General features: G+C 57.3%; 21 protein-coding genes and 2 pseudogenes. 11 read left to right on the top strand and 12 right to left on the bottom strand.

Annotated elements, in window-relative coordinates:
• The first annotated feature begins 63 nt into the window (after positions 1-63).
• Genes CES87_RS09300 through CES87_RS09290 form a run of 3 tightly spaced genes read left to right on the top strand, consistent with a single transcriptional unit; the run spans position 64 to position 3925 of the window.
• Positions 64-1422, top strand: a complete 1359-nt coding sequence (locus CES87_RS09300) for an aromatic acid/H+ symport family MFS transporter (protein ID WP_128605907.1) — start codon at positions 64-66, stop codon at positions 1420-1422.
• Positions 1419-2639 carry a benzoate/H(+) symporter BenE family transporter gene (locus CES87_RS09295; protein ID WP_128605906.1) on the top strand — a complete coding sequence of 407 codons (1221 nt, stop codon included), beginning with the start codon at positions 1419-1421 and terminating at the stop codon, positions 2637-2639. The genes CES87_RS09300 and CES87_RS09295 overlap by 4 nt, the downstream gene beginning before the upstream one ends.
• Before the next feature lie 17 nt (positions 2640-2656).
• On the top strand, positions 2657-3925 hold the full coding sequence (locus CES87_RS09290; RefSeq protein WP_128605905.1) for an OprD family porin: 1269 nt from the start codon (positions 2657-2659) through the stop codon (positions 3923-3925).
• 8 nt (positions 3926-3933) lie between these two features.
• Here the strand turns inward: CES87_RS09290 and CES87_RS09285 are convergent, their stop codons facing one another.
• A complete protein-coding gene (locus tag CES87_RS09285; protein WP_128605904.1) occupies positions 3934-4170 on the bottom strand; it encodes a DUF2790 domain-containing protein in 237 nt (78 codons plus the stop codon).
• A 313-nt stretch (positions 4171-4483) separates the two neighbouring features.
• Between CES87_RS09285 and CES87_RS09280 the strand changes: the two genes are divergently transcribed.
• Entirely contained in the window at positions 4484-5173 is a 690-nt protein-coding gene (locus tag CES87_RS09280) for an energy-coupling factor ABC transporter permease (RefSeq protein ID WP_128605903.1), read from the top strand.
• 52 nt (positions 5174-5225) lie between these two features.
• Here the strand turns inward: CES87_RS09280 and CES87_RS09275 are convergent, their stop codons facing one another.
• The gene (locus CES87_RS09275; RefSeq protein WP_128605902.1) at positions 5226-5564 is read right to left on the bottom strand and encodes a hypothetical protein; all 339 of its coding nucleotides are present in this window, start codon (positions 5562-5564) and stop codon (positions 5226-5228) included.
• Between the two features lie 302 nt (positions 5565-5866).
• Between CES87_RS09275 and CES87_RS09270 the strand changes: the two are divergent.
• The 5 genes and pseudogenes from CES87_RS09270 to CES87_RS09250 all read left to right on the top strand — a co-directional run bounded on the left by CES87_RS09270 (position 5867) and on the right by CES87_RS09250 (position 10876).
• Positions 5867-7320, top strand: a pseudogene (locus tag CES87_RS09270) (c-type cytochrome).
• 41 nt (positions 7321-7361) lie between these two features.
• Positions 7362-9136 (top strand): annotated as a pseudogene (gene ctaD / locus CES87_RS09265) (cytochrome c oxidase subunit I).
• The gene (locus CES87_RS09260) at positions 9133-9825 is read left to right on the top strand and encodes a cytochrome c oxidase subunit 3 (protein ID WP_128605901.1); all 693 of its coding nucleotides are present in this window, start codon (positions 9133-9135) and stop codon (positions 9823-9825) included. Before ctaD ends, CES87_RS09260 begins: the two are co-directional and overlap by 4 nt.
• A 6-nt stretch (positions 9826-9831) precedes the next feature.
• Positions 9832-10545: a heme-copper oxidase subunit III family protein gene (locus CES87_RS09255; protein ID WP_128605900.1), complete on the top strand. Its 714-nt coding sequence runs from the start codon at positions 9832-9834 to the stop codon at positions 10543-10545.
• Positions 10546-10558: 13 nt separating this feature from the next.
• Complete coding sequence (locus CES87_RS09250; RefSeq protein WP_128605899.1) at positions 10559-10876, top strand: cytochrome C oxidase subunit IV family protein; 318 nt, start codon at positions 10559-10561, stop codon at positions 10874-10876.
• 32 nt (positions 10877-10908) lie between these two features.
• Here CES87_RS09250 and CES87_RS09245 read toward each other — a convergent pair whose 3' ends face one another.
• The 5 genes from CES87_RS09245 to CES87_RS09225 all read right to left on the bottom strand — a co-directional run bounded on the left by CES87_RS09245 (position 10909) and on the right by CES87_RS09225 (position 14610).
• Positions 10909-11469, bottom strand: a complete 561-nt coding sequence (locus CES87_RS09245; RefSeq protein WP_128605898.1) for a magnesium transporter — start codon at positions 11467-11469, stop codon at positions 10909-10911.
• Between the two features lie 232 nt (positions 11470-11701).
• Positions 11702-11902, bottom strand: a complete 201-nt coding sequence (yacG, locus tag CES87_RS09240; RefSeq protein ID WP_128605897.1) for a DNA gyrase inhibitor YacG — start codon at positions 11900-11902, stop codon at positions 11702-11704.
• Positions 11899-12522, bottom strand: a complete 624-nt coding sequence (coaE, locus tag CES87_RS09235; protein ID WP_128605896.1) for a dephospho-CoA kinase — start codon at positions 12520-12522, stop codon at positions 11899-11901. Before coaE ends, yacG begins: the two co-directional genes overlap by 4 nt.
• Positions 12519-13391 (bottom strand): A24 family peptidase, encoded by an 873-nt coding sequence (locus CES87_RS09230; RefSeq protein WP_128605895.1) that lies wholly within the window; start codon positions 13389-13391, stop codon positions 12519-12521. Before CES87_RS09230 ends, coaE begins: the two co-directional genes overlap by 4 nt.
• Position 13392: 1 nt before the next feature.
• Positions 13393-14610: a type II secretion system F family protein gene (locus tag CES87_RS09225; protein WP_128605894.1), complete on the bottom strand. Its 1218-nt coding sequence runs from the start codon at positions 14608-14610 to the stop codon at positions 13393-13395.
• 261 nt (positions 14611-14871) lie between these two features.
• On the opposite strand from CES87_RS09225, the gene CES87_RS09220 reads away from it, so the two are divergent.
• Both CES87_RS09220 and CES87_RS09215 read left to right on the top strand, forming a co-directional pair.
• Positions 14872-15276: a pilin gene (locus tag CES87_RS09220; RefSeq protein WP_128605893.1), complete on the top strand. Its 405-nt coding sequence runs from the start codon at positions 14872-14874 to the stop codon at positions 15274-15276.
• 347 nt (positions 15277-15623) lie between these two features.
• A complete protein-coding gene (locus CES87_RS09215; protein ID WP_128605892.1) occupies positions 15624-15977 on the top strand; it encodes a BON domain-containing protein in 354 nt (117 codons plus the stop codon).
• 233 nt (positions 15978-16210) lie between these two features.
• Here the strand turns inward: CES87_RS09215 and CES87_RS09210 are convergent, their stop codons facing one another.
• From CES87_RS09210 to acs, 5 genes are all read right to left on the bottom strand, one after another.
• Complete coding sequence (locus CES87_RS09210; RefSeq protein WP_128605891.1) at positions 16211-16510, bottom strand: DUF2845 domain-containing protein; 300 nt, start codon at positions 16508-16510, stop codon at positions 16211-16213.
• Complete coding sequence (locus CES87_RS09205; protein ID WP_128605890.1) at positions 16507-19458, bottom strand: DUF748 domain-containing protein; 2952 nt, start codon at positions 19456-19458, stop codon at positions 16507-16509. The genes CES87_RS09210 and CES87_RS09205 overlap by 4 nt, the downstream gene beginning before the upstream one ends.
• Before the next feature lie 92 nt (positions 19459-19550).
• Complete coding sequence (locus tag CES87_RS09200; protein WP_128605889.1) at positions 19551-20567, bottom strand: class I SAM-dependent rRNA methyltransferase; 1017 nt, start codon at positions 20565-20567, stop codon at positions 19551-19553.
• A 148-nt stretch (positions 20568-20715) separates the two neighbouring features.
• Complete coding sequence (locus CES87_RS09195) at positions 20716-21585, bottom strand: oxygenase MpaB family protein (RefSeq protein WP_128605888.1); 870 nt, start codon at positions 21583-21585, stop codon at positions 20716-20718.
• A gap of 117 nt (positions 21586-21702) precedes the next feature.
• Positions 21703-23637, bottom strand: coding sequence for an acetate--CoA ligase (acs, locus tag CES87_RS09190; RefSeq protein ID WP_128605887.1), 1935 nt, complete (start codon positions 23635-23637; stop codon positions 21703-21705).
• Positions 23638-23941: the final 304 nt, after the last annotated feature.

Here is a 23941-nt window from a genome sequence, read left to right as displayed (position 1 = left end):
GCAGTACGGGACGTTCGCCGCATTTGCGAGCCTCTTCAAAAACAACAACAAGGGAAAGATGCCATGCGCAAGATCGACGTACATGAGGTTATCGACAAGGCTCGTTTCAACCGCTTTCACTGGATGGTGCTGTTCTGGTGTGCCCTGATCATCATCTTCGACGGTTACGATCTGGTGATCTACGGCGTAGTCCTGCCGATGCTGATGAAGGAATGGGGGCTCAGTCCTCTGCAAGCCGGTGCACTGGGCAGTTATGCATTGTTCGGCATGATGTTCGGTGCACTGTTCTTCGGTCCTCTTTCAGACAAGATCGGCCGCAAAAAAGCCATCACGATCTGCGTGATGCTCTTCAGCGGCTTCACCGTACTCAATGGCTTCGCCAGAAATCCCACTGAGTTTGGCGTCTGTCGCTTCATTGCCGGCTTGGGTATAGGCGGCGTGATGCCAAACGTCGTGGCGCTGATGAACGAATACGCGCCGAAAAAAATTCGCAGCACCCTGGTGGCGATCATGTTTAGCGGTTACTCGGTAGGCGGCATGCTTTCCGCCGGTCTGGGCATCGTGCTGATCCCGAGTTTCGGCTGGCAGTCAGTGTTTTACGTCGCGGTGCTGCCGTTGCTGTTGTTGCCGTTGATCATGTACTTCCTGCCTGAGTCGGTGGGTTTCATGCTGCGCCAGGGGCGCAATGAAGAGGCGCGCAACATTCTTCAGCGGATCGATCCGGCCTACGTCGCGCAAACCGGTGATCAACTGTACATGAGCGAAGTGAAGGGCACTGGAACCCCGGTGTTGCAGTTGTTCCGTGAGGGCCGTGCACTGCGTACGCTGATGCTGTGGCTGGCGTTTTTCTGCTGCTTGCTGATGGTTTACGCCTTGAGTTCCTGGCTGCCCAAACTGATGGCCAACGCCGGTTACAGCCTGGGCTCGAGCCTGTCGTTCCTGCTGGTGCTGAACTTCGGGGCGATTTTCGGTGCAGTGGGCGGTGGTGTGCTGGGTGACAAACTCAACCTGCCGCGCGTGTTGGCAGTGTTTTTCGCCGTGGCAGCCGTATCGATCACCTTGCTGGGCTTCAATAGCCCGATGCCGTTGTTGTATCTGCTGATCGCCCTTGCCGGCGCCACGACTATCGGTTCGCAGATTCTGCTGTACGCGTGCGCCGCGCAGTTCTACTCCATGAACATTCGCTCCACCGGTCTGGGCTGGGCCTCGGGTATCGGGCGTAACGGTGCGATTGTCGGTCCTCTACTGGGCGGTGCCTTGCTCGGGATCAGCCTGCCGCTGCAACTGAACTTCATGGCGTTTGCCTTGCCCGGTGCAATCGCCGCCGTCGCCATGACCGTGTTCGCCATCAGCAGTCGGCGCAGTGCCCGACAAATATCGCAGCAGGGAACGCCTGACGGGGCTGTTGGCGAGGTTTCATGAAAACGTTAATTCGGGACTTTTCCCTGTCTGCTGCGGTCGCCGGATTCATCGCCACGGTGATTTCCTACGCAGGCCCGCTGGTGATTATTTTTCAGGCCGCCGACGCCGCACACCTGTCACGGGAAGTGCTGTCGTCGTGGGTCTGGGCGATTTCGATCGGCAGCGCTGTGCTTGGCATCGGTTTGAGCCTGCGTTACCGCGTGCCGGTGATCATTGCGTGGTCGGCGCCGGGCTCGGCGTTGCTGGTGGCGTTGCTGCCGGGGATCTCCATGGCGGAGGCCGTGGGCGCTTATCTGGTCAGCAGCCTGATCATTTTTCTGGTCGGGGTATCGGGGGCGTTTGACCGGATCATCGGCAAGCTGCCGGCAGCGGTTGCGGCGGCGATGCTGGCGGGGATTCTGTTCAGATTCGGTACCGGGTTGTTTGTCTCGTTGCAGAGCAAGCCGTTGCTGGTGCTGGCGATGTTTGCCACGTACCTGGTCTGCAAAAGACTGATGCCGCGTTATGCCGTGCTGATGGTACTGCTGGTGGGTTGCTCGACGGCTTTTCTCGCCGGCGATCTGCACACCGAAGCGTTGGTCATCGGATTGGCCACGCCGGTGTGGATCACGCCGGCATTCAGCCTGAGCGCGACGCTGAACATTGCCTTGCCGCTGGTGATGGTGGCGCTGACCGGCCAATTCGTTCCTGGCATGGCGGTGTTGCGCGCCAGCGGTTACCCAACACCTGCGGGGCCGATCATTGCCGGCAGCGCACTGGGTACGGCGCTCTTGGCGCCGTTCGGTTGCCACGGGCTGAATCTGGCGGCGATTACCGCGGCTATCTGTACTGGCCGCGAGGCTCACGAAGATCCCGCCAGGCGCTATGTGGCCGGGGTCGTAGGTGGCCTGTTTTACCTGCTGCTTGGCATCTTCGGCGCCACGCTGGTTTCACTGTTTTCGGCGTTCCCCAAAGAACTGATCGCGGCGCTTGCCGGGCTGGCGCTGTTCGCTGCAATTGCCGGGGCATTGGCTGGCGCGATGGCGGTGCCGAGTGATCGCGAAGCCGCGCTGGTGACCTTTCTCACCACTGCATCGGGCATGTCGCTGTTGGGTTTGTCCGCGGCTTTTTGGGGGCTGATTTTCGGCATGGTCACCCACTTGATGCTGAACGCCCGTCGCCCCCTCCCTCGCAGCGAAAGGGTTGAGGCCAAAGCTCTACTACCTGTCGATCAATAAAAATAAGAGAAAAAACGATGAAACAGATTCTTCCAACAACCGGTTCAGTGTTGTCCATGGCGGTCGTCTCGAGTTTCTCCACCGGCGCGACAGCCGCCGAGGGCGGCTTCATCGAGGACACCTCGGCCACGTTGCAAGCGCGCAATTACTACTTCAGCCGGGACTTTTCCGACATCGTCGGGACTAACCAGCAATCGAAGGCTGAAGAGTGGGCGCAGGGCTTCATCCTCAACGTCAAATCCGGTTACACCCAGGGTCCAGTCGGTTTCGGTGTGGATGTGATCGGCCTGCTCGGCCTCAAACTCGACAGCAGCCCGGACCGGGTCAATACCGGTTTGCTGCCGGTGCAGGGGGATGGGCGCGCGGCGAATGATTACAGCCGTCTGGAGGGCGCGTTTAAAACGCGTTACTCCAAAACCGAGCTGAAAGTGGGTGAGCTGCAGCCCAACCTGCCGGTGCTGGCGTTCAGTGATATACGTCTGCTGCCGCCCAGTTACCAGGGTGCAAGCATCAGCTCCAATGAGATCAACGGCCTGACTTTGCAGGGTGGTCACCTGAGTTCAACCAGCCTGCGCAATGAAGCCGGCGATGAAAAAATGCAGGCGATGCTCGGTCATGTACCGCAACGGCAGGTCAGTAGTGACGGCTTCAATTTTGCCGGTGCCGATTACGTCTTCAACGACAAACGCAGCTCGGTCAGCGCCTGGTTCGGGCAACTGGAAGATATCTACAACCAGCGCTTTCTTGGCCTCAAGCACAGCGAGCCATTGGGCGACTGGACCTTGGGCGCAAACCTCGGTTACTACGATTCGCGCGAAGACGGCAAAAAACTGCTGGGTAACATCGACAACCGGGCGTTCTTCTCCCTACTGTCGGCCAAACGCGGCGGCCACACATTTTATGTCGGCTATCAGGGCATGTTCGGCGACAGCGCTTTTCCGCGGGTCTTTGCCAACATCTCACCGCTGGGCAACGAAGTGCCCACCTATGAATTCGCTTTCACCGATGAACGCTCGTGGCAGGCGCGTTACGACTACGACTTTGCGGCGCTCGGCGTGCCGGGGCTGACCAGCACAGTGCGCTATATCACCGGCAACAATGTCGACACTGGCAAAGGGTTCGAAGGCAAGGACCGTGAGCGTGATCTGGATATTGGCTATGTGCTGCAGAGTGGCAGTCTCAAAGGCCTGGGCATCCGTGTGCGCAATGCGATGGCGCGTTCCAACTACCGCAGTGATATCGACGAAAACCGTCTGATCCTCAGTTACACCTGGACGCTGCTATGAGCAACTGATCACAGGTCGCTCGTGCAATCACCCATAACCTCGTATTTCACTCGATGGGTCTGACCCTGATGATCGACATACACCATGGTCGCTGGCACAACCCCGCACGCGGTCGCGGTATTCGACACGGAAACTACCTTGGCGATGTCCAGCGGCTGCGTCGGGTTGTACGGTGTAGCCGCTTGCTCGTTGGCCATTGCGCAAGTGGCGATTAGGGTCAGAAACAGGCTGGTCAAGGTTTTCATTTTTGTTCGCTCGGGGGTGATTCTGATATCTGAAGTTTAGACTTTGGCCGCGAGTGATAAAGGGGGTTTGGGCTGATTCAGCCTTGCAGGAAATGTAACAATCGCGTGCGGCCTTTAGGAGCGATACTTGCTTGCTATGGACGATAACGATAACGCGTGCTGTCTGAATGATCGCCTTATCCGGACGTTTTTCGCGAGCAGAGCTCGCTCCTACAGTGTGATGTGCGTCCCACCTGAAGTCGAAGGGGACACAATGGGCGGTGTAAACTGAGGACCTGTTCTCCTTCGGCAAGACAAGGGAGTGTGCCCCGCCATGATCGGCGCCGAGTTACTGTCACCCGAAACCCTCACGGTGGGGTGGCTGATCTATGGGCCAGTACTGATCTGGGCGATCTGCCGCGCACCCTGGGTTGAGTTGTTTACCGACAGCCGTCGTCAGCATTTGCTGTTAGGCACAGTGTTCGCGCTGTTTATGCTGTGGCTGGTGCGACGGGATTTCGATACCGGCGTGTCCTATCACTTCATCGGCATGACCGCGGTGACGCTGTTGCTCGACTGGCCGCTGGCAATTGTCGGCGGCCTGGTGGCGCAAACCGGACTGATGCTGCTCGGCCGTCAGGACCTGATTGCAATGGGGGTCAATGGCGCGCTGTTGATTCTGTTGCCGGTGCTGATCACTGAGTGTTGCGCGATCCTGGTAGAGCGCGCGCAGCCGCGTAATCCCTTTGTGTATATCTTCGTTTCCGGTTTTTTTGCGGCGGCGCTGTCGGCGTTGCTGTGCCTGTTGCTGGCGTTGTGGTTGCTGTGGTTCAACGAGCGTTTTGCCATGCCCTATTGGCTGGAAGATTTTGTCGGTTACCTGTGGTTGATCATTTTTCCCGAGGCATTCATCAATGGCATGGTGGTTAGCGCGTTGGTGGTGTTCTGCCCTGAGTGGCTGGAGACCTTCAACCGCACGCGCTATCTGTCGGCGCCCTGGAAGGACGACGATCCCAAGTCTTGATTCCTTTCAAATCCGCCAAATGCTGACGATCCCATACTCTGTTTCCAGCGTTTCACTCAAGCAACTGATCAATCAAAACCACGTTGGAATAGATCAAACTGCCATCGCTCGCTCGGTGCCCGACCAGATGGAACTGACCACGGTCGTGGTGCAAATAGACGCGCATTTGACAGTCGGACAAGGGGCTGTACCCCTCTGGCAAGATCAAGTTCAAAGTGCCCATGTCGACATCGACCATCATTTCAGGCTCATGGGTTTTCTGAAGGCGTTCTTCAGCTTCCTCCAGCCGTAGATGGAGGGGGCCGTCGACGTAAAAATGGATCTCACCCATTGGGGTGGATTTTTGGTCGGTGCTGGTTTTGCACCTGCCTTCGAGCGTCAGGTTACTCATGACGAAACCTCCGTCGGGGCTGCTGGATTGGCTCTGTCTCTTCTCAATGCCTTCACTATCTGATCATTACGCATGGGCAGGATTCGACTTTTGGGGTCGCAGCTGGCCGATCACTGCCGTCCGTAATCTGAAATTGAGTATAGCTGGCAACCGGCTCTCGCTTGCCAACCTCACGGCAAAACCCGATGGCACTATACTTTTTACTGACTTGCCACCACGGGTGGTACTTGTCTGCCCTGCCTGGACGTCAGTGGCGATGCTTGCGCATAACCAATGAGCAACAGGAATAGGATGAAGAGAAAATGGCAATAGCAATTATCTTGATTCTAATCGTTATTGGCTCAGTGCTCTTTCATATACTAGCGCCTTGGCATGCAACACCGGCAGCGTCCAACTGGGGATCAATAGACACCACGCTGTTCATTACCCTGATCATTAGCGGAATATTTTTCATCGCCATCACGGTATTCATGGCGATAGCCGTGATGCGTTATCGTCACAAAGAGGGTCGTAAGGCGGCCTACCAGCCAGAAAATAAGAAGCTGGAATTATGGTTGATTATTGTTACCTCGATAGGTATTGCCGCGATGTTGGCGCCAGGTCTGGTTGTTTACAATGATTTCATCAGCGTGCCGAAAAATGCTTATGAACTTGAAGTGATTGCCCAGCAGTGGCAGTGGGCCTTTCGATTTCCCGGGCAAGACGGGAAGCTGGGCAAGTCGGATATTAAGTTTATTGATTCCGCCAATCCCTCGGCCTTGATCCCAAGGATCCTGCAGGGCAGGACGATGTGCTTGTAATAAGTAATGAAGTTCGCCTTCCGCTCGATCGGCCGGTGAAAGTTTTACTGCGCTCTAAAGACACTCTGCACGACTTCTATGTACCGCAAATTCGCAGCAAGATGGATATGGTGCCAGGGATGGTGTCGTACTTTTGGTTTACACCGACTAAAACCGGGAAATATGAAGTCCTTTGCGCTGAATATTGTGGTGTAGGTCATTACAACATGCGCGGCCATATGATCGTGGAAGAACAGGACGTCTTCGATCAATGGCTAAAAGGCCAACCGACTTTTGCGCAGACATTAGCGACAGCTGCCAGGCCCAGTCGGGACAGCGTGCTGGAAAAAGGCCGCCAGTTGGCCGAAAAATACGGCTGCGGTGCCTGCCATAGCCAGGATGGCAGTACCAGTCTCGGCCCGGGATGGAAGGGGCTGTTCGGCCGCACTGAGCCACTTGCCGATGGCACCAGCGTGCTGGTCGATGAGGCCTACCTGAAAGAGTCGATCCTCACTCCGCAGGCCCGCCTGGTACAGGGCTACCCGCCGGTCATGGTGGCCTATACTCTCAATGACGATGAACTGGGTGCACTCATCGCCCTGATCAAATCACTGGGTGTTGCGCCGCAAGCGTCGGGTCCAGGCGAGGACTTGGTGGCGCAGGGACAACAGCTGGCCCAATCGCTCGGCTGTCTGGCCTGCCACAGTGTCGATGGTAACAAGGGCGTCGGCCCCACCTGGCAGGGCCTGTATGGCAAGACAGAAACCCTTGCCGATGGTACGGGGATAAAGGTCGATGAGGGTTATGTAAAAGAATCGGTTCTTAATCCCGCTGCCAAAATCGTCAAGGGCTATGCAGCCGTCATGCCGGCCTTTACTCCGAGCGATAAGGAGTTGAACGCACTGATCGCTTTTATCAAATCCAAAGCGAATGCCGACGCTGAAGCGAGCAAGGCTGAGCCAGGGAAGCAGCCGTAACCGCCAGAAATACACCGAAACTTCGGCAGGAGGATGACGTGATGGCCTATGCGGAGCAAGCCGAAATAGAAGCACTGCACGAGCCTAAAAGCTTCCTGACCAAATACATCTGGAGTCAGGACCACAAGGTCATAGCCATTCAATATTCCCTGACGGCTATATTCGTGGGTCTTATCGCCTTGGTGTTGTCCGACTTGATGCGCATACAGATAGGCTTCCCCGGTAGTTTGGCGTTCATGGACGCCAGTACTTACTATCAGGCAATGACCATGCACGGCATGATCATGGTCATTTACTTGCTGACGGCCTTGTTTCTGGGGGCTTCGGCAACTATCTGATCCCACTGATGGTGGGCGCCCGAGACATGGTCTTCCCCTACGTCAACATGCTGAGTTACTGGACCTATCTGCTGGCGGTGCTGGTGTTGCTCGCCGGTTTTTTTGTCCCTGGGGGGCCCACCGGCTCGGGCTGGACGCTCTATCCGCCACAGTCCATTACCCAAGGTACACCGGGGACTGAGTGGGGCATCATATTGATGCTTGTCTCTCTGGCGATTTTTATTGTTGCAACCACCATGGGCGGGTTGAACTACGTCACCACGGTGTTGCAGTCACGTACGCACGGCATGACTTTGTTTCGCATGCCGCTCTCCGTATGGGGAATCTTCATGGCCTCGATCATGGCCTTGCTGGCTTTCCCGGCGTTGTTTGTCAGTGCGGTCATGATGTTGTTCGACAAACTGTTGGGCACCAGTTTCTTTATGCCGGCGATGATCTCGCTGGGGCAGCAGCTCGATCACCAAGGTGGCAGCCCGATACTGTTCCAGCATCTGTTCTGGTTCTTCGGCCACCCGGAGGTCTACATCGTTGCTCTCCCCGCGTTTGGTCTGGTCTCCGACCTGATCAGCACGCATGCTCGTAAAAATATCTTCGGCTATCGAATGATGGTGTGGGCCATTATTGCAATTGGCGTACTCAGCTTTGTGGTCTGGGCGCACCATATGTATGTCAGCGGAATGAACCCGTACTTTGGCTTTTTCTTCGCCGTAACCACTTTGATCATCGCGGTGCCGACCGCACTGAAAGTCTACAACTGGATACTGACGCTGTGGCAGGGCGACATTCATCTGACCGTGCCGATGCTGTTTGCCCTGGCCTTTATCGTCACCTTTCTGGTTGGTGGTCTGACCGGGTTGTTTCTCGGCAATGTGATTGTGGATATTCCGCTCTCGGACACCTACTTTGTCGTCGCCCATTTTCATATGGTCATGGGGGTCGCGCCGGTACTGGTGGTGTTCGGCGGCATTTATCACTGGTTCCCGAAAGTCACCGGCCGCATGACGAACGACATCCTGGGCAAGCTGCATTTCTGGATTACCTTTCTGGGCACCTACGCCATCTTCTTCCCCATGCACTATCTGGGTTTTCAGGGCATGCCACGCCGCTACTACGCCTACGACAACTACGCGTTCATTCCGCAGTCGGCGCACGATTTGAATGCCTTCATTACGGTGGTCGCATTGATCGTCGGCGTTTCCCAACTGCTGTTCCTGTTCAACCTGGCCTGGAGTGCATTTAAAGGCAAACCCGCAGGCAGTAATCCCTGGGGCGCGGCCAGTCTGGAATGGCAAACGCCGAACACCCCGCCGATACACGGTAACTGGGGAGAGAAGCTGCCGGTCGTGCATCGCTGGGCCTATGACTACAGTGTGCCGGGGATCGAGCAGGATTTTGTTCCGCAAACGGTCTCCGCCGAGGAGTTGGAGCAACTGCGGCAACTCAGTGCGGGAACCAAGATAGTGGACGTGAAAACATGAACAGACTGTTCTTGAGAAACGCCGACGGCGCTGACCCCGGTGGCAGTTGGAGTCGTGACCCTGAAGGTATTCAGGCCCCCGAGGGTGCCGATAGAAGCCAAACCGCAAAAATAGGCCTGCGCTTGTTTCTGGCCGTGGTGAGCTCGTTATTCTTTCTCTTCCTGATCGCCTTTGTCGCCCGCTCACAAATGGCCGACTGGCGACCCCTGACAGAGCCCTTGGCGCCGTTAGCCAATCCATGGCAACTCTGGCTGAATTCGGCTTTTCTAGTGTTCAGTTGCATTGCACTGCAGTGGTCGCGCATGGCCGCCCGTCAGGCTCGACTGGACGCAACGGTCATTGGCTTTGTATTGGGTGGGCTATTTGCAATTGCCTTTCTGACGGGACAACTCTGGGTCTGGCAGCAGTTTGTCACCTGGGGTTACTTTGTCGCCAGCAATCCGGCCAACAGTTTCTTCTATCTGTTGACCGGTGTGCACGGGGTCCACTTGCTGGGTGGGTTGATAGCCTGGGGCAGAATCGTCGCCAAATTCCTGCATCACGTGCCGTTGCCGCAACTCGGCGCCAGCATAGAGCTCTGTGCCATCTATTGGCATTACTTACTGGGTGTTTGGTTTGTGCTATTCGCGCTACTGACCAGTACGCCAGAAACCTATGAAGCCATCGCCAGAGTCTGCGGCCTGAGGTGAAAAACCATGGCATCGCTTCCACAAGCCCCAGTCGAGTCCGGCTCATCCAATCCACCAGGCTTGCCGCCTGCACCGGGATGGGAGGGCATCGCCAGCGACTGGTCCTCGGATAGAGACGCTTTCAAGCAGGTCCCCTGGGGCAAGGCGATGATGTGGATATTCCTGCTCAGCGATACTTTTATATTCACCTGCTTTTTAACCGGCTACATGTCGGTACGCATGACCATCACCGACCTGTGGCCGAATCCCAGTGAAGTGTTTGCATTGACGATCGGCGGGAGAGAAATTCCGCTTATTCTGATCGCCATCATGACCTTTGTGCTGATCAGCAGCAGCGGCACGATGGCCATGGCCGTTAACTTCGCCTATCGCCGTGATCGCGCGAAAACCACTGCCCTGATGCTGGCGACCGCTGCCTTGGGTGTGACCTTCGTCGGCATGCAGGCATTTGAATGGAGCAAGCTCATCGCAGAAGGGGTGCGTCCTTGGGGGAACCCCATGGGGGCAGCGCAATTTGGTGCCAGCTTTTTCATGATTACCGGTTTCCACGGACTGCATGTATCAATCGGCGCTATCTACCTCAGCATTGTGGCGATGAAAGTATTCCGGGGAGATTATGAGCGCTCCGGAAACTATCAGAACGTCGAGATTGCCGGGCTTTACTGGCACTTCGTGGATTTAGTGTGGGTGTTTATTTTTGCTTTCTTCTATTTATGGTAGAGGAGCACGGGTGATGGCGCATGCTCAAGGTCAGCAGCATCCAATTAGTTTGTACCTCAAAATCTGGGGACTGTTATTCGTCCTCAGTACGATGTCGTATCTTGTCGACTATTTCCACTTCCACGGCTATCTCAGGTGGTTCCTGATTATTACTTTCATGTTGATGAAGGCAGGTTTGATTGTCTCCATCTTCATGCATATGGCCTGGGAACGGTTGGCCATGGTCTACGCCATATTGATTCCACCGTTGTGTTTACTGGTGCTCGTCGGACTGATGGCCACCGAGGCAGACTATGTTTTCCTCAGCCGGGTCATTTTCTTCGGCAAATAAGCAACTTCCCGATGGCCTTGAGTCTCCAGGCGCTAACCTGATATCACTCGCTTGAACTGATGCCATTTGTGTTGCCAGGCAACTGTCCAGTGAGGGGCTGCAGTTCCTGTACCGGCGATCGTCAGCTTTGGATGATGTCCGATTACCTGGTCCAATACCGATTCTTGATGCGGTTCAACATCCACGAAGAAGATATGTTTGCCTTCTTTTACCGCCTGCTTGAAATTGCGGAAGTGAGTGTTTGGCACCTGGAACCCGAAAAAACCGCCTTCCCAGATGCAGAAGCCCAAAATAACAATGGCAAGGAAGATAAAGGGCATCCAGCCTGCGGCGGATTCGGTCCAGCCCAACCAATAGGCGCCACCCAGGACCAGCGCCGCGAGTGGCACACCGACCACTGCACCAATCTCACCAGAGTGAACAGCATCTTGTTCCATTAACGAGCTAATCTCGTGGAGGTGATGTTGTTCAACATCAGCAACTTTTTCACTGAGCACATGAATTTGTTCGGAATTGATGCCGTTGGATTCCAATTCACATTCAACGGTTTCAAGATCGTTGAGATTGTCACTGATGTAATAGTGTCGATTCATGCCACACCTCCCATCTCGCGTTTGCTGTAGACCTCCTCTGTCCAGCAGCCGTTAACCGAGATTGGCCGTCGGTATTGGTACCCGTGGGGAACGTTGCACTCTTCATGCAACCCGAAAGAAGTATAGCACTCGCTAGCATGCTGGTGGTTGGGTGTCAAGATCAAGAAAACAGCATCAGGGCCTGACACACCTCGTTGATTTCTGGTTCAAGTCACGCTTCTGACGATCGGGATCAGTGACGAGGATCGAAATCGCCGCTGAACAATTCGTCCTCGGCATCAGGGGGCACTGGAATCTTGTGCTCTTCCGACGCCCACGCGCCCAGGTCGATCAGTTTGCAACGGTCGGAACAGAACGGCCGGAATTTACTCTCGGTGCTCCATTCGACAGGGGCGCCGCAGGTCGGGCATTCGACGGTTGGGATCTGGCTCATGACTGGCCTCCACGCAAAGTAAGGTAAAAGTGATGCAGGCGTTCGACCTCGCTGTGCAGCCAGGCGAGGTCGCGGTCGTTGACCACCACCTCGTCGGCATGGCTGACGCGATCCTGGCGGCTGGACTGGGCCTTGAGGATCGCCTGGACCTGCTGTTCGCTGGTCTGGTCGCGCTGCAGGGTGCGTTCGATCTGTAGCTGTTCGGGGGCATCGATCACCAGCACCCGCTGGGTCATGGCGTACTGGCCGGATTCGATCAGTAGCGGCGAAACCAGTATGGCGTAAGGTGATTTTGCCAGCGCCAGATGATGGGCGATTTCCTCGCCGATCAGCGGATGCAGCAAGGCTTCCAGCCAGCGACGTTCATCCGGTACTTCAAAGATCAGTTTACGCAAGGCAGCGCGATCCAGTTGCCCGTCGGCCTGCAACACGCTGGTGCCAAAGTGCTCGGCGATTGTCGCCAGCGCGGGCCGGCCGGGTTCGACCACCCAGCGAGCGGCATGATCGGCATCTACCACATGCACACCCAGGTCGATGAAGTGTTGGGCCGCCGCGCTTTTGCCGCTGCCAATGCCGCCGGTCAGGCCGAGAATCCAGGGTTTTTCCACAGGGGTATTCATTTCAAACCGACAAACTGCCAATAGAAGTCGGTTATTTGACCACCCCAGAGCAAGGCAATCCAGCCGGCAATCGCCAGATAAGGGCCGAAGGGGATCGGCGTCGAGGTTTTTGCCATGCGCAGGCGCAGGTAAATCACGCCGATGACAGCCCCCACCAGCGAGGAGAGCAGTAGGGTCAGCGGCAAAATCTGCCAGCCGCCCCAGGCCCCAAACATCGCCAGCAGCTTGAAGTCGCCGTGGCCCATGCCGTCCTTGCCAGTGAGCAGCTTGAACAGCCAGAACACCGACCATAGCGCCAGGTAGCCGGCAATGGCGCCCCATAACGCGTCATGCAGCGACACGAACAGGTCGAGACTGTTGATGATCAGCCCGAGCCACATCAACGGCAGCACCAGCACATCCGGCAGCAGTTGATGCTCGGCGTCGATCAGGCTCATGCCCAGCAGACCCCAGGTCAGGAGCAGCGCCATGCAGGCTTGCCAGCCGAAACCGAAGTGCCAGGCAATGAATGCCGACAACAGACCGCAGGCCAGCTCAGTCAGCGGATAGCGTTTGCTGATCGGTGTCGCGCAGGCTGAGCAGCGCCCACGCAGAAACAAAAAGCTGAGTACGGGAATGTTCTCCCATGCGCGAATCCGGTGGCCGCATTTCGGACACTGGGAGTGGGGCAGCAGCAGATTGTAGGTCGGCAGCGGCGTTTCACCGGACAACCCGAGGATCTCATGGGCCTGCACGCGCCATTCGCGTTCGAGCATTTTCGGCAGGCGCCAGATAACTACGTTGAGGAAGCTGCCGACCAGCAGGCCCATCAGCCCGGCGATGACGACGAAAGCCAGCGGGTAGTGAGTCAGAATTTCGTTCAAGGGCATGTCAGATCGCTGAGCCGAGTTGGAAGATGGGCAGGTACATCGCAACCACCAGGCCGCCGACGATAACACCCAGCACCACCATGATGAACGGTTCCATCAGGCTGGTGAGGTTATCGACCATATTGTCCACCTCGTCTTCATAAAAACCTGCAACTTTGTCGAGCATGTCGTCCAGTGCGCCAGACTCTTCGCCAATGGCAGTCATCTGAATCGCCATGTTCGGAAAGACGCCGCAGGTGCGCATGGAAAAATTCAGCTGCATACCTGTCGAAACGTCCTGCTTGATGCGCAGCACCGCACGTTTGAAGACGATGTTGCCGGTGGCGCCGGCCACCGACTCCAGGGCCTCCACCAATGGCACGCCGGCGGCAAAGGTGGTCGACAGGGTGCGGGCGTAACGGGCCACGGCGGATTTGTACATCAGGGTCCCCACCAGCGGCAGTTTCAGCAGCCATGCGTCCGTTCGATCGCGAAAGCCTCGCGACGTCTTGAAGGCGTGACGCACACCGAAGATCGCCGCGATCAGCCCGCCGAGCATCATCCACCACCCGTCCTGCATGAACTTCGACAGGCCGATGACCATCACTGTAAAAGCGGGCAATTGGGAACCAAACCCTTCGAAAACCGACTGGAACTGCGGCACCACTTTGACCAGCAGGATCCCGGTCACAATGGTTGCGACGAACACGACGGCCAGTGGGTAGGTCATGGCTTTCTTGATCTTGGCCTTGAGGCTTTCGCTTTTTTCCTTGTAGGTCGCCACCCGTTCCAGCAGCGTATCCAGGGCGCCGGCCTGCTCGCCGGCATCCACCAGATTGCAGTACAGCTCATCGAAATAACGGGGCTTTTTACGCAGGGCGGCGGCGAAGCTGTTGCCTGCCGCGACTTCCTGTTTTACCTCGTCCACCAGCGTGCGCATGGCCGGGTTATCGAAGCCTTCGGCGATGATGTCGAACGACTGCAATAGCGGCACGCCGGCTTTCATCATGGTCGCCATCTGCCGAGTGAACAGGGCAATGTCCTGGGCTTTGATGCGGTTGCCCAGCGTGAACAGCGAGGTGGATTTCTTGCGAACCTTGCCGGGGTTGATGCCTTGTTTGCGCAGCTGCGCCTTGATCAGCGCGGGGTTTTTTCCGCTCAGCTCGCCGGTTACTTTCGAGCCTTTACGGTCGGTGCCTTCCCAAGCGTAGAGGCTGAGTTTTACTGCTTTGACCGCCATGTTCAGTCCTTGGTGACCCGGTTGGGCAATGTCATTGGAATTGTGGGCGAAGACCGTTGGATGACTTATAGCCTAGTCAAGCGGTGGAACCAAACCAGCCGTCGTCAGGTGACAATTAGTGTCAGATAGTGCCGGATCCTGGGGGTCAGGAAGGGCGAACAGGTGGTCGCGCACCCTGCCGGTAGGGCGTGCGGGGCTTGGCATGGGCTGTGCTGAGATAGATCCGATCATGAGATTTCGACTCATGCACGGAGGCTGTCTATGAAGGCTCAAAAAGGTTTTACGCTGATCGAGCTGCTGATCGTTGTGGCGATCATCGGGATTCTTGCGACGTTTGCGATACCGGCCTATTCCAAATACCAGGCGCGAGCGAAAGTGACCGCTGGACTGGCGGAAATTTCAGCGCTCAAGGTCAACTACGAGGATGTAATCAACTCGGGCACGGCGGCGCCAGCGGTCGATGCATTTGCACCGAATGCCCACACCACGAACTGCACGATTACCGCGAGTGCCAGCCCTGCTTCCGGGATTGTCTGTGCGCTTAAAGGTGCACCGGCTGTTATCAGTGGGGGCACTGTGACATTGACTCGAGACGCAACCAAAGGCTGGTCGTGTAATACCAGCGTCCCTTCCGAATACGCGCCTGCAGGTTGCACGTCAAGTTAAGCCCCGATCTGCCGGCCTGAGCGCTCTTACAGAGGATTGGGGCCACCGCAGCAATCTCCTCAGGCGGATTTTTTTGCGCTGGGACGCAAAATTGGACCATCCTCTGAGGCATTGCTAAAAACTTTGAAAATTCATGGCCTTAGGCCTTGGTGAAAACCGGCAAGTTGCATGCAGAGAATTTCCAAGTCATGCATTTTGCATGATTCTGGAAATTCTCATGTTTAATAACTATTTGATTTATATCGATTTTTTATCTGTCGTAAAGTTGGCACAGCGTTCGCTATATCTCTGGTAACCCTGCTGACAAGACAAGCAGCAGACTTTCCAGAAAAACAGGAGTTACTCGTATGAAGAAGTTCGCTATCGCTGCCGCTACTGCTACCGCGCTAACCCTGACCATGGCCAATGCTGCGTTTGCACAGACTCAAGCCACTCAGGCTCCGATGACTCTGGCAGCCGGTGAAATGACCAAGGCCAAGGATGCTACCTCCGATACCTGGATTACCACCAAAGTCAAAAGTGACCTGGTCACCGAAAAAGGCATTCCTGGCACCGACATCAAGGTTGAAACCAACAAAGGCGTTGTGTCCCTGTCGTCCACCGTTGCAGTGACCGATGCTCAGAAAGCCACCGCCGTGGCGATCACCAAGAAAATCAAAGGCGTCAGAGCGGTCTCCGCTGACGGCCTGAAAGCCGAATAAGGCAAAGCTTCTCGCCTGGACTGGGAGAAGGCGGGCAGGCGGGCCAGGATATACGTCTGTCGCATCTTGGGAGTTCCATGCGAACGGCCATAAGGATGTGGCCATTACAGGCCCCGGCATTCGTGTCGGGGCCTGTTCTATTTGGGCAAAGCAAAAGATCGCAGCCTTTGGCAGCTCCTACAGGAGATTGGGTTCACCTGTAGGGGCTGCCGAAGGCTGCGATCTTTTGATCTTCAGTTACCGCGTTTGCTGGTGATCTGCATCAAGCGATTACCCTCGAACCGCAGGTACTGATACATCCCGCCGTTCGGCCCGTAGGTCCATTCCTCGACCTGAAATTCTTCTCGTCGATTGGCACTGCGCTTGTAACCCAGCAAATCGCGGCTGAGCGGTTCGCCGCATTTTTGCAGTACTTCGCTCGACCGGTCGCCGACACTGATCAATTGGCTGCCGCAGCGTAAGGTATCCGCCGCCGAGGCCAGGTTCGACGCCATCACCAACGCCAGGGCTGGCAGCAGTCGTCTGCCTGTCATTCGGCGTCCAGATGCATCGGAGTAATCACCTTGCCGTCCTTTTCAGCTTCGCCCAACTGAGCATCGATGAAGTACACGCGATCATCCGCCAGCTGACCCTTGTCGACCAGATAGTCCTTGATACTGCTGGCGCGGTCCTGACCCAACTGCCGCAACAGCACTTCGCTCGCGCTCCAGAACTGGATCAGGCCTTCGCGCATCTTGGCGGTGCGATCTTCCTTGCCCAGGTCTTTCCACTCGGCCGGTGGTTGCTCCTTGAGACGTGTGCGGTAGATCCCTTCCAGCAGCGGGCCTTTTTCGCTGTCCGGCACTTCCAGCAAGGAGGCTTGGGCCGGAACCTTGTCGCCGCGACGCTGGAGCATCTTGTAATAGTTGTACTGATATTCCCGTTCCAGACGTTGCTCGGCAATCAGAGGACCGTCGCTGGTCTTGGCCGCGGTGCCTTCGATTTCCAGGCGCAAGGCCGGGCGTTCCTTGAGGGCGTTGGATAGCTTGACCAGTGCCGCTTGCGCGTCCTTGCTCAGATCGCTTGAGCCCGGTGCGAACGAGACACTGCCCAGATCTTCTGAACCACTCCCGCTGACCAGTCCGCCAATAAGTTTGAACGGCGCGGCGGCAGCCTTGACGATCAGGTTGCGCAGGGTTTGCCAGACAATCGGCATGACGCTGAACTGCGGATTGTTCAGATCACCAGTGACCGGCAGTTCGATGGAAATCTTGCCATCGACATCCTTTAGCAAGGCTATCGCCAGTTTCAGTGGCAGGCTTACTGCGTCCGGGCTGTCGACTTTTTCGCCGAGTTGCAGTTGTTCGACCACGACTTTGTTTTCGGCTTTGAGCTGACCTTTGGTGATCAGGTAATGCAGATCGAGATTCAGCCGGCCCTTGCGGATGCGGTAACCGGCGAACTTGCCGGAGTAGGGCGTCAGCGTGGTCAGTTCCACGCGTTTGAAGCTGGTGGCAATGTCGAGGCTGGCCATCGGGTTGAACGGGTTGACCGCGCCCTTGATGGTCACTGGCGCATAGCGATCGACCTTGCCCTTGACGTCGACGCTGGCGGGTTTTACCTGGCGGCTGTCGATGGTGCCGATCTGACCGTTGAGTTGTTGAATGGCGGTGGCGAAGTTCGGCGTCAGGCTGAAGTCGGCGAAGTTGGCCGAGCCGTCATTGATGGCAATGCCACCGATGTGGATGCCCAACGGTTTTTCTTTGCTGGCGGGCTTGGCGGCTGCGGTCTTGGCGCCGGAATCAGCAGGTTGCGGGATCAACAGGTCATCGATGTTGGTGGTACGGTCATCGTTGATCATGAAACGCACATAGGGCTGCAGCAGGTTGATCTTGTCGATCGACAGGCTGTCACCATGCTGATAGTTCAAGCCTTCGACGACCACCTGCTGCCACTTGAGGAAGTCGCGGGTTTTCAGGGTGTCGAGGGTATGCAGCTGATCGACCTGGGCGCGGCCGGTAACGCTGAGGGCCAGCGGCTCGGTGCCTTTCAGATTAACCGCCAGATCACTGCCGAGCATACCGCTGCGCAGTTCCAGGCGAATGAACGGGGTGATATAGGACTGGGCGACGCGCAGGTCGATGTCCTTGGTCTGTACATTGAGTTTGGCGCTGATCGGGGCCAGATTGACCTCGCCATCCGCCGTGAGCTTGCCTTGTTTGCCCACGCCGGTGTCGAGCTTGAGCGTAAAGGGCGAGCCGTTGAGGCTGTCGAACTTCTGCAAGTCCAGATTCAGCGGGCCCAGCTCCAGTGCCACGGCGGGTTGCGCCTTGCGGTCCGCCAGGTGCACCTGGTAATCGCGCAGTTGCACATCGTTGAGCAGCACTTGCCAGGGCTTGGCGGGTGGTGCCGGTTCGGGTTTCGGCGAATCGGCTGCCGCCGGTGTGCTCGGCGGTTCGGCCTTGGCCTTGGCTGCCGGTTTGGAAGGTTGGCTGGCGAACAATTTCTGCCAATCGAGTTGACCATCGGCTTCCAGGGCCGCCCAGGTTTCCAATTTGTGGCTGCGGATCTTGCCGACGACGATTTGCTGTTTAGCCAGATCGACAGTGGTTTCGCTGACCTCCAATCGCTCAAGCTTTACCAGAGGTCGACCGTCTGGGGCCTTGATGGCGAAGGGCGCGATGGTGGCCGAGACATTGCTCAATAGCAGTTCGGTTTGTTTGGACAGGTTGAGTTTGTAGTCGGTGCTCAGGCTGATAACCCCGTTTTCCAATACCAGCGGCACCGCATCACGAACATAGGGCCAAAAGGCTTTCATCTTGCCGTCGGTGATCTTCAGCTTGCCTTCGGAGGCTATCGGAATGAGGCTGAAGTTACCTGTCCAGTCGATCTGTCCACCATTGGGGCCGACGGCCACCAGGGTCATATTGGCACTGTCTTCGGGCAGGGTGCTGAGGTTTTTCAGTTCGAAGTCGAGTTCGTTGTAGAGAAATTCGATGGGTTCGCTGGGGCGTTCATCCAGAAAATGCACGGCGCCGCCGGCCAGTTTGATGCTGTCTATTCGCAACGGGAAAGGCTTGGTGTTGGGATCGGCCGGGGCGGGTTCGCTTGCCGGCAGTTTGAACAGGCCCAGTAGATTGAGCTTGCCGTCCTTGCCGAAGAGAACTTCGGTCTTGGGTTTGTCCAGTTCGATATTCGACAGATGCAGCGCCTTGGTCCAGAGGCTGTCTAGTTGCAGGTTGGCATATAGGCGTTCAAACCCTACCTGTTCCTTGCCTGGCTCGCCGATGTTCAGGCCCCAGACTGTCACTTCAAGAGTGAACGGGTTGAGTTCGATTCGCTGGATCGTAGCAGGCGTCGCCGCGTAGTTGGCCAGTTGTTGGTTGGCTACACGCAAGGCAATGCCCGGCAAAATCAGAAACCCCAGCAGGCTGTAGAGGGCCAGAGCAGTCAACAGGGCGCCAACGGCGCGAATCAATCCTTTGTACATGCGTGGCTTCATCTGTCTGAATCGGAGTGCCTTGGAGTATGGCACGCGTTTCCGGTTCCGAAGTATTTGCCCTGGCCAGGCTTTTCAGATTTGTCTGACGTGAGTCAGAGCTGCAAGATCAGAGTTTTTAGCGGTGGTTGCTGATCCATCGACGGGAAATCGCCACCCGGTTTCATCACCGTCCAATCGCGCACTGGCCGCCCGGCCTTCTCTGCGCAACGCAAAACCTGTTCGCGCCAGTCGTCCATGCTGACTTTTGCCAGGTTGTTGCAGCAGATCAGCACGCCGTTGTCGGCGGTGGTCAGCAGGGCCGGTTTGAGTAGGCTTTGATAGTCGCGCAGAAGGTCGACGGTGCCGAAAGCGCTCTTGGCCCAAGCCGGAGGATCGAGCAGCACCAGATCGTACTGGCGCTGTTCCAGGCGCTGATAGCTCGGCAACTTTTGCCCGCGACGCTGGCTGATTGGCAGGCCGGCTAATTGGCGGATAGCCGGAAAATAATCGGACTGGATGAATTCCATGGTCGGCAACTGCGGGTTGAGCAGGCCGTTTTCACGACCGACCGCCAGGTTGCCTTCGGCGAAGTCCAGGTTGCACACTTCGCGGGCGCCACCGGCCGCAGCGCTGAGGCCAACGCCACAGGTGTAGGCAAACAGGTTCAGCACACTTTTATTTTTACTGTGCTCCTTGACCCAGCCACGGGTGTTGCGCAGGTCGAGGAACAGCAACGGATCCTGCCCGGCGTGACGCCCGCGTACCCGGTAGTTCAGGCCCCACTCGTGACCGACCAGGTCTTGCAGTGCCGCTTCGTCGGCGCGGTAGACGGTGTCTTCACGGTCGATGCGCGAATTGCCGCGAGAGCGATCGTTGTAGACCAGCAGACTTTCAAAGCCCAAGTGCTGGTTCACTGTCTCGTGCAGTTGCAACAGCGCATCGTGTTCCAGTGACTGGTGAAAACTCTGCACCATCAGTTGCGGGCCATAGCGGTCGATGGTCAGGCCCCCGGCGCCTTCCTGGCTGCCATGGAACAGGCGATAGCAATCGGTGCCTTGCGTATGCAGCTCGGCGAGCAAGTCCTGGCGATGTTCGAGGGCGGCGCGCAGCGCCTGATTCAAGGAAGACATGCTGGGCGCCTTGCAGGTGGGAATTTGGCGCGGGAGTTTAGCAGCTATGGGCGAAGAAGAACCTGTAGGAGCGAGGCTTGCCCGCGAAGAAGGCCACGCGGTCTGGCAAATACACCACGTTATCGTTCTTCGCGGGCAAGCCTCGCTCCTACAACAGACCCATCCGCCGCTTGGCCCGCTGTACCGAACCATTGCGCACCGCCCAGCGCAGCATTGGCGCGCTGCGATTGACGCTGGCGCGGACCAGCTTGCGTTGCAGAGTGCTCTGACTGACGCCGAGCAAGTCGCTGGCCCAGTCCGGCAGCAGGTCGATCCCGGCCTGCATCATCAGGCCGCCGAAAGGTTTGGCCAGAAGGCTCGGGGAAGGGGCATTCAGCAGCAGTCGCAGCACTTCGCGACTGCGTTCGTCACACAGCAGTTGCGGCCTGATTCGCTCAAGATAATCGGAAATTTCCTGCCGGGAACGGGGCACATCTCGGGCACCCAGGCGTTCGGCAACCAGCGCGATTTCTGCGTAATAACGATCCTGATCGACCAGTGACAGGTGCGGATTGCGATAGCGCAAATGCGCGGCGAGAAAGTTACTCACCTCGGCCACGTGCACCCAGGTCAACAGGTCGGGATCGCTGGCGGCGTAGGGCCGACCGTCCGGTGCCGTGCCGGTGACCTGAAGGTGAATGGTGCGAACTTTCTCGATCAGCCAGTTGGCATCCTGTCGCGAGCCGAAGGTGGTGCCAGAGATAAACTGCCCGGTGCGGCGCAGCCGGCCGAGCATGTCCTCGCGAAAGTTCGAATGGTCCCACACGCCAGCCAGGGCCAGCGGGTGAAGGGCTTGCAGCATCAGGGCGCTGATGCCGCCGATGAGCATGCTGCTGAAGTCGCCATGCACTTGCCAGCTCACCGAATCAGGCCCGAACAGACCGGGATCGCCCTTGGGGTTTTCCAGATCGAGCTTGCCCAGGGACAGGCCGCTCAGACTCATGATTTGGGTTTCGATGCGGCTGCGGATGAATTCCATGGTGACCCTGTAGGAGCGAGCATGCTCGCGATGGACGTTAACGAAAACGCGTGTTTCCTGAATGTACGCGGCGCGCTTGAGTTCATCGTCGGAACGCCGCCCGGAGCAAGCTCGCTCCTACACCAGGCGCTTATCGATCAAACCCTGCACCACGCTGGGGTCGGCCAGGGTCGAGGTATCCCCCAAGCTGTCCAGTTCGTTGCAGGCAATCTTACGCAGAATGCGCCGCATGATCTTGCCGGAACGGGTTTTCGGCAAGGCCGGTGCCCACTGGATGAGGTCCGGTTTGGCGAAGCTGCCGATTTCCTTGCTAACGTGTGCCAGCAATTCTTTTTTCAGTTCGTCGTTGGGTTCGACACCGTTCATGGGGGTGACGAAAGCGTAGATGCCCTGGCCTTTGACGTCGTGGGGGTAACCGACCACGGCGGCCTCGGCGATGCTGTCGTGCAGCACCAGGGCGCTTTCCACTTCGGCGGTGCCGATGCGGTGCCCGGACACGTTGATCACATCGTCGATGCGCCCGGTGATCCAGTAGTCGCCATCTTCGTCGCGGCGGGCGCCGTCGCCGGTGAAATAGTAGCCGGGGTAAGGCTTGAAGTAGGTGTCAACCATCCGTTGCGGGTCGCCGTAGATGCTGCGGATCTGCGCCGGCCAGCTGGATTTGATTGCCAGCACGCCGCTACCGGCACCTTTGATTTCCTTGCCGTGTTCGTCGAGCAGGACCGGTTGGACGCCGAACATGGGTTGCGTGGCGCAGCCGGGTTTGATCCGTTGGGCGCTCACCAGGGGGCTGAGCATGATGCCGCCGGTTTCGGTCTGCCACCAGGTATCGACGATCGGGCAACGCTCTTCGCCAACCGTGTGGAAGTACCATTCCCACGCTTCCGGGTTGATCGGCTCACCTACAGTGCCGAGCAATCTCACGCTGGCGCGGGAAGTTTCCTTCAGCGGTTCGGGACCTTCACGCATCAGGGCGCGCAGGGCGGTCGGGGCAGTGTAGAAAATGTTGACCTTGTGCTTATCGATCACTTGCCAGAAGCGCGAACTGTTCGGGTAGCTCGGCACGCCTTCGAAGATCAGTGTCGTGGCGCCATTAGCCAACGGGCCGTAGACGATATAGCTATGGCCGGTGACCCAGCCAACATCCGCAGTGCACCAGAAAACTTCGCCATCGCGGTAGTCCAGCACGTATTTGAAAGTCATTGCCGCTTGCAGCAGGTAGCCACCGGTGGTGTGCAGCACGCCTTTGGGTTTACCGGTACTGCCGGAGGTGTAGAGGATGAAAAGCGGATCTTCGGCATCCATCGGCTCGGGTGGGCAGTCATCGCCGACATCGCGCAGCGCCTGGTGATACCAGATATCCCGGCCTTCGACCCAGTTCACCTGATTCTGTGTGCGCTCGACCACGATCACGGTGCTGACGTCGGGGCAACCTTGCAGGGCTTTATCGACGTTCTGTTTGAGCGGGACAAATTTGCCCCCACGCACGCCTTCATCGGCGGTGATTGCGGTTCGGCAGTCGGCATCAAGAATGCGGTCGCGCAGGGAGTCGGGGGAAAAACCGCCGAACACCACCGAATGCACCGCACCGATCCGTGTGCAGGCGAGCATGGCGTAAGCCGCTTCGGGGATCATCGGCATGTAGATGCACACGCGGTCGCCTTTCTTCACGCCACGGCTTTTGAGCACGTTGGCCAGGCGGCAGACGTTGTGATGCAGTTTTTTGTAGGTGATTTGCGTGGATTCGGCGGGATCGTCGCCTTCCCAGATGATCGCGATTTGATCGCCGCGCTTTTCCAGATGACGGTCGATGCAGTTGTAGCTGACGTTCAGCTTTGCCCCGGCAAACCAGCTGGCTTCGCCGGTCTTCAGGTCATAGCGCTGGACGGTGTCCCACGGAGCGCTCCAGTCGAGAAAGCGGGTGGCTTGTGCGGCCCAGAACGTACTGGGGTGTTCGATGGATTCGCGGTACAGGCGGTGATAGTCGTCTTGACTCAGTTGTGCAGCCCGGCGGACGGCATCGGCTTTGGGGAACTTGCTGATATCGAACATGACGGTTCCTTATTCTTGTTTTTGGCAACAAGAGGGGAGCTGCGCGACCCTCGTAGGAGCCGGCTTGCTGGCGAAAGCGGCGTATCAATCGACAAAAATGTTGAATGACACAGCGCTTTCGCCAGCAAGCCGGCTCCTACAAGGTTAGTACCCCCGCAGGAATGGCGTCAGATCATCCGCGGTGACGACCTGTAGGAGCAGAGCTTGCTCGCGATAGCGTCAGTTCATTCAACATCAATGTTGAATGACAAACCGCAATCGCGGGCAAGTCGGATCACCGCCCGCTTGCTCCTACAGGGGCGGA

This window comes from Pseudomonas sp. ERMR1:02, from assembly GCF_002277815.1.
Lineage (GTDB): Bacteria > Pseudomonadota > Gammaproteobacteria > Pseudomonadales > Pseudomonadaceae > Aquipseudomonas.
The sequence above is the reverse complement of the archived record's forward strand: the minus strand, read 5'-3'. Positions and strand labels throughout refer to the sequence as shown.

Bases quoted from the DNA above. Each gene is read 5' to 3' on its own strand.
- CES87_RS09200 (WP_128605889.1), bottom strand. From the start codon at position 20,567: ATGTCTTCCTTGAATCAGGCGCTGCGCGCCGCCCTCGAACATCGCCAG.
- CES87_RS09230 (WP_128605895.1), bottom strand. From the start codon at position 13,391: ATGCCCTTGAACGAAATTCTGACTCACTACCCGCTGGCTTTCGTCGTC.
- CES87_RS09260 (WP_128605901.1), top strand. From the start codon at position 9,133: ATGAACAGACTGTTCTTGAGAAACGCCGACGGCGCTGACCCCGGTGGC.
- CES87_RS09300 (WP_128605907.1), top strand. From the start codon at position 64: ATGCGCAAGATCGACGTACATGAGGTTATCGACAAGGCTCGTTTCAAC.
- CES87_RS09285 (WP_128605904.1), bottom strand. From the start codon at position 4,170: ATGAAAACCTTGACCAGCCTGTTTCTGACCCTAATCGCCACTTGCGCA.
- CES87_RS09290 (WP_128605905.1), top strand. From the start codon at position 2,657: ATGAAACAGATTCTTCCAACAACCGGTTCAGTGTTGTCCATGGCGGTC.
- CES87_RS09245 (WP_128605898.1), bottom strand. From the start codon at position 11,469: ATGAATCGACACTATTACATCAGTGACAATCTCAACGATCTTGAAACC.
- coaE (WP_128605896.1), bottom strand. From the start codon at position 12,522: ATGAATACCCCTGTGGAAAAACCCTGGATTCTCGGCCTGACCGGCGGC.
- CES87_RS09280 (WP_128605903.1), top strand. From the start codon at position 4,484: ATGATCGGCGCCGAGTTACTGTCACCCGAAACCCTCACGGTGGGGTGG.
- CES87_RS09295 (WP_128605906.1), top strand. From the start codon at position 1,419: ATGAAAACGTTAATTCGGGACTTTTCCCTGTCTGCTGCGGTCGCCGGA.
- CES87_RS09220 (WP_128605893.1), top strand. From the start codon at position 14,872: ATGAAGGCTCAAAAAGGTTTTACGCTGATCGAGCTGCTGATCGTTGTG.
- CES87_RS09195 (WP_128605888.1), bottom strand. From the start codon at position 21,585: ATGGAATTCATCCGCAGCCGCATCGAAACCCAAATCATGAGTCTGAGC.
- CES87_RS09255 (WP_128605900.1), top strand. From the start codon at position 9,832: ATGGCATCGCTTCCACAAGCCCCAGTCGAGTCCGGCTCATCCAATCCA.
- CES87_RS09275 (WP_128605902.1), bottom strand. From the start codon at position 5,564: ATGAGTAACCTGACGCTCGAAGGCAGGTGCAAAACCAGCACCGACCAA.
- CES87_RS09215 (WP_128605892.1), top strand. From the start codon at position 15,624: ATGAAGAAGTTCGCTATCGCTGCCGCTACTGCTACCGCGCTAACCCTG.
- CES87_RS09225 (WP_128605894.1), bottom strand. From the start codon at position 14,610: ATGGCGGTCAAAGCAGTAAAACTCAGCCTCTACGCTTGGGAAGGCACC.
- CES87_RS09205 (WP_128605890.1), bottom strand. From the start codon at position 19,458: ATGAAGCCACGCATGTACAAAGGATTGATTCGCGCCGTTGGCGCCCTG.
- CES87_RS09250 (WP_128605899.1), top strand. From the start codon at position 10,559: ATGGCGCATGCTCAAGGTCAGCAGCATCCAATTAGTTTGTACCTCAAA.
- acs (WP_128605887.1), bottom strand. From the start codon at position 23,637: ATGTTCGATATCAGCAAGTTCCCCAAAGCCGATGCCGTCCGCCGGGCT.
- CES87_RS09210 (WP_128605891.1), bottom strand. From the start codon at position 16,510: ATGACAGGCAGACGACTGCTGCCAGCCCTGGCGTTGGTGATGGCGTCG.
- yacG (WP_128605897.1), bottom strand. From the start codon at position 11,902: ATGAGCCAGATCCCAACCGTCGAATGCCCGACCTGCGGCGCCCCTGTC.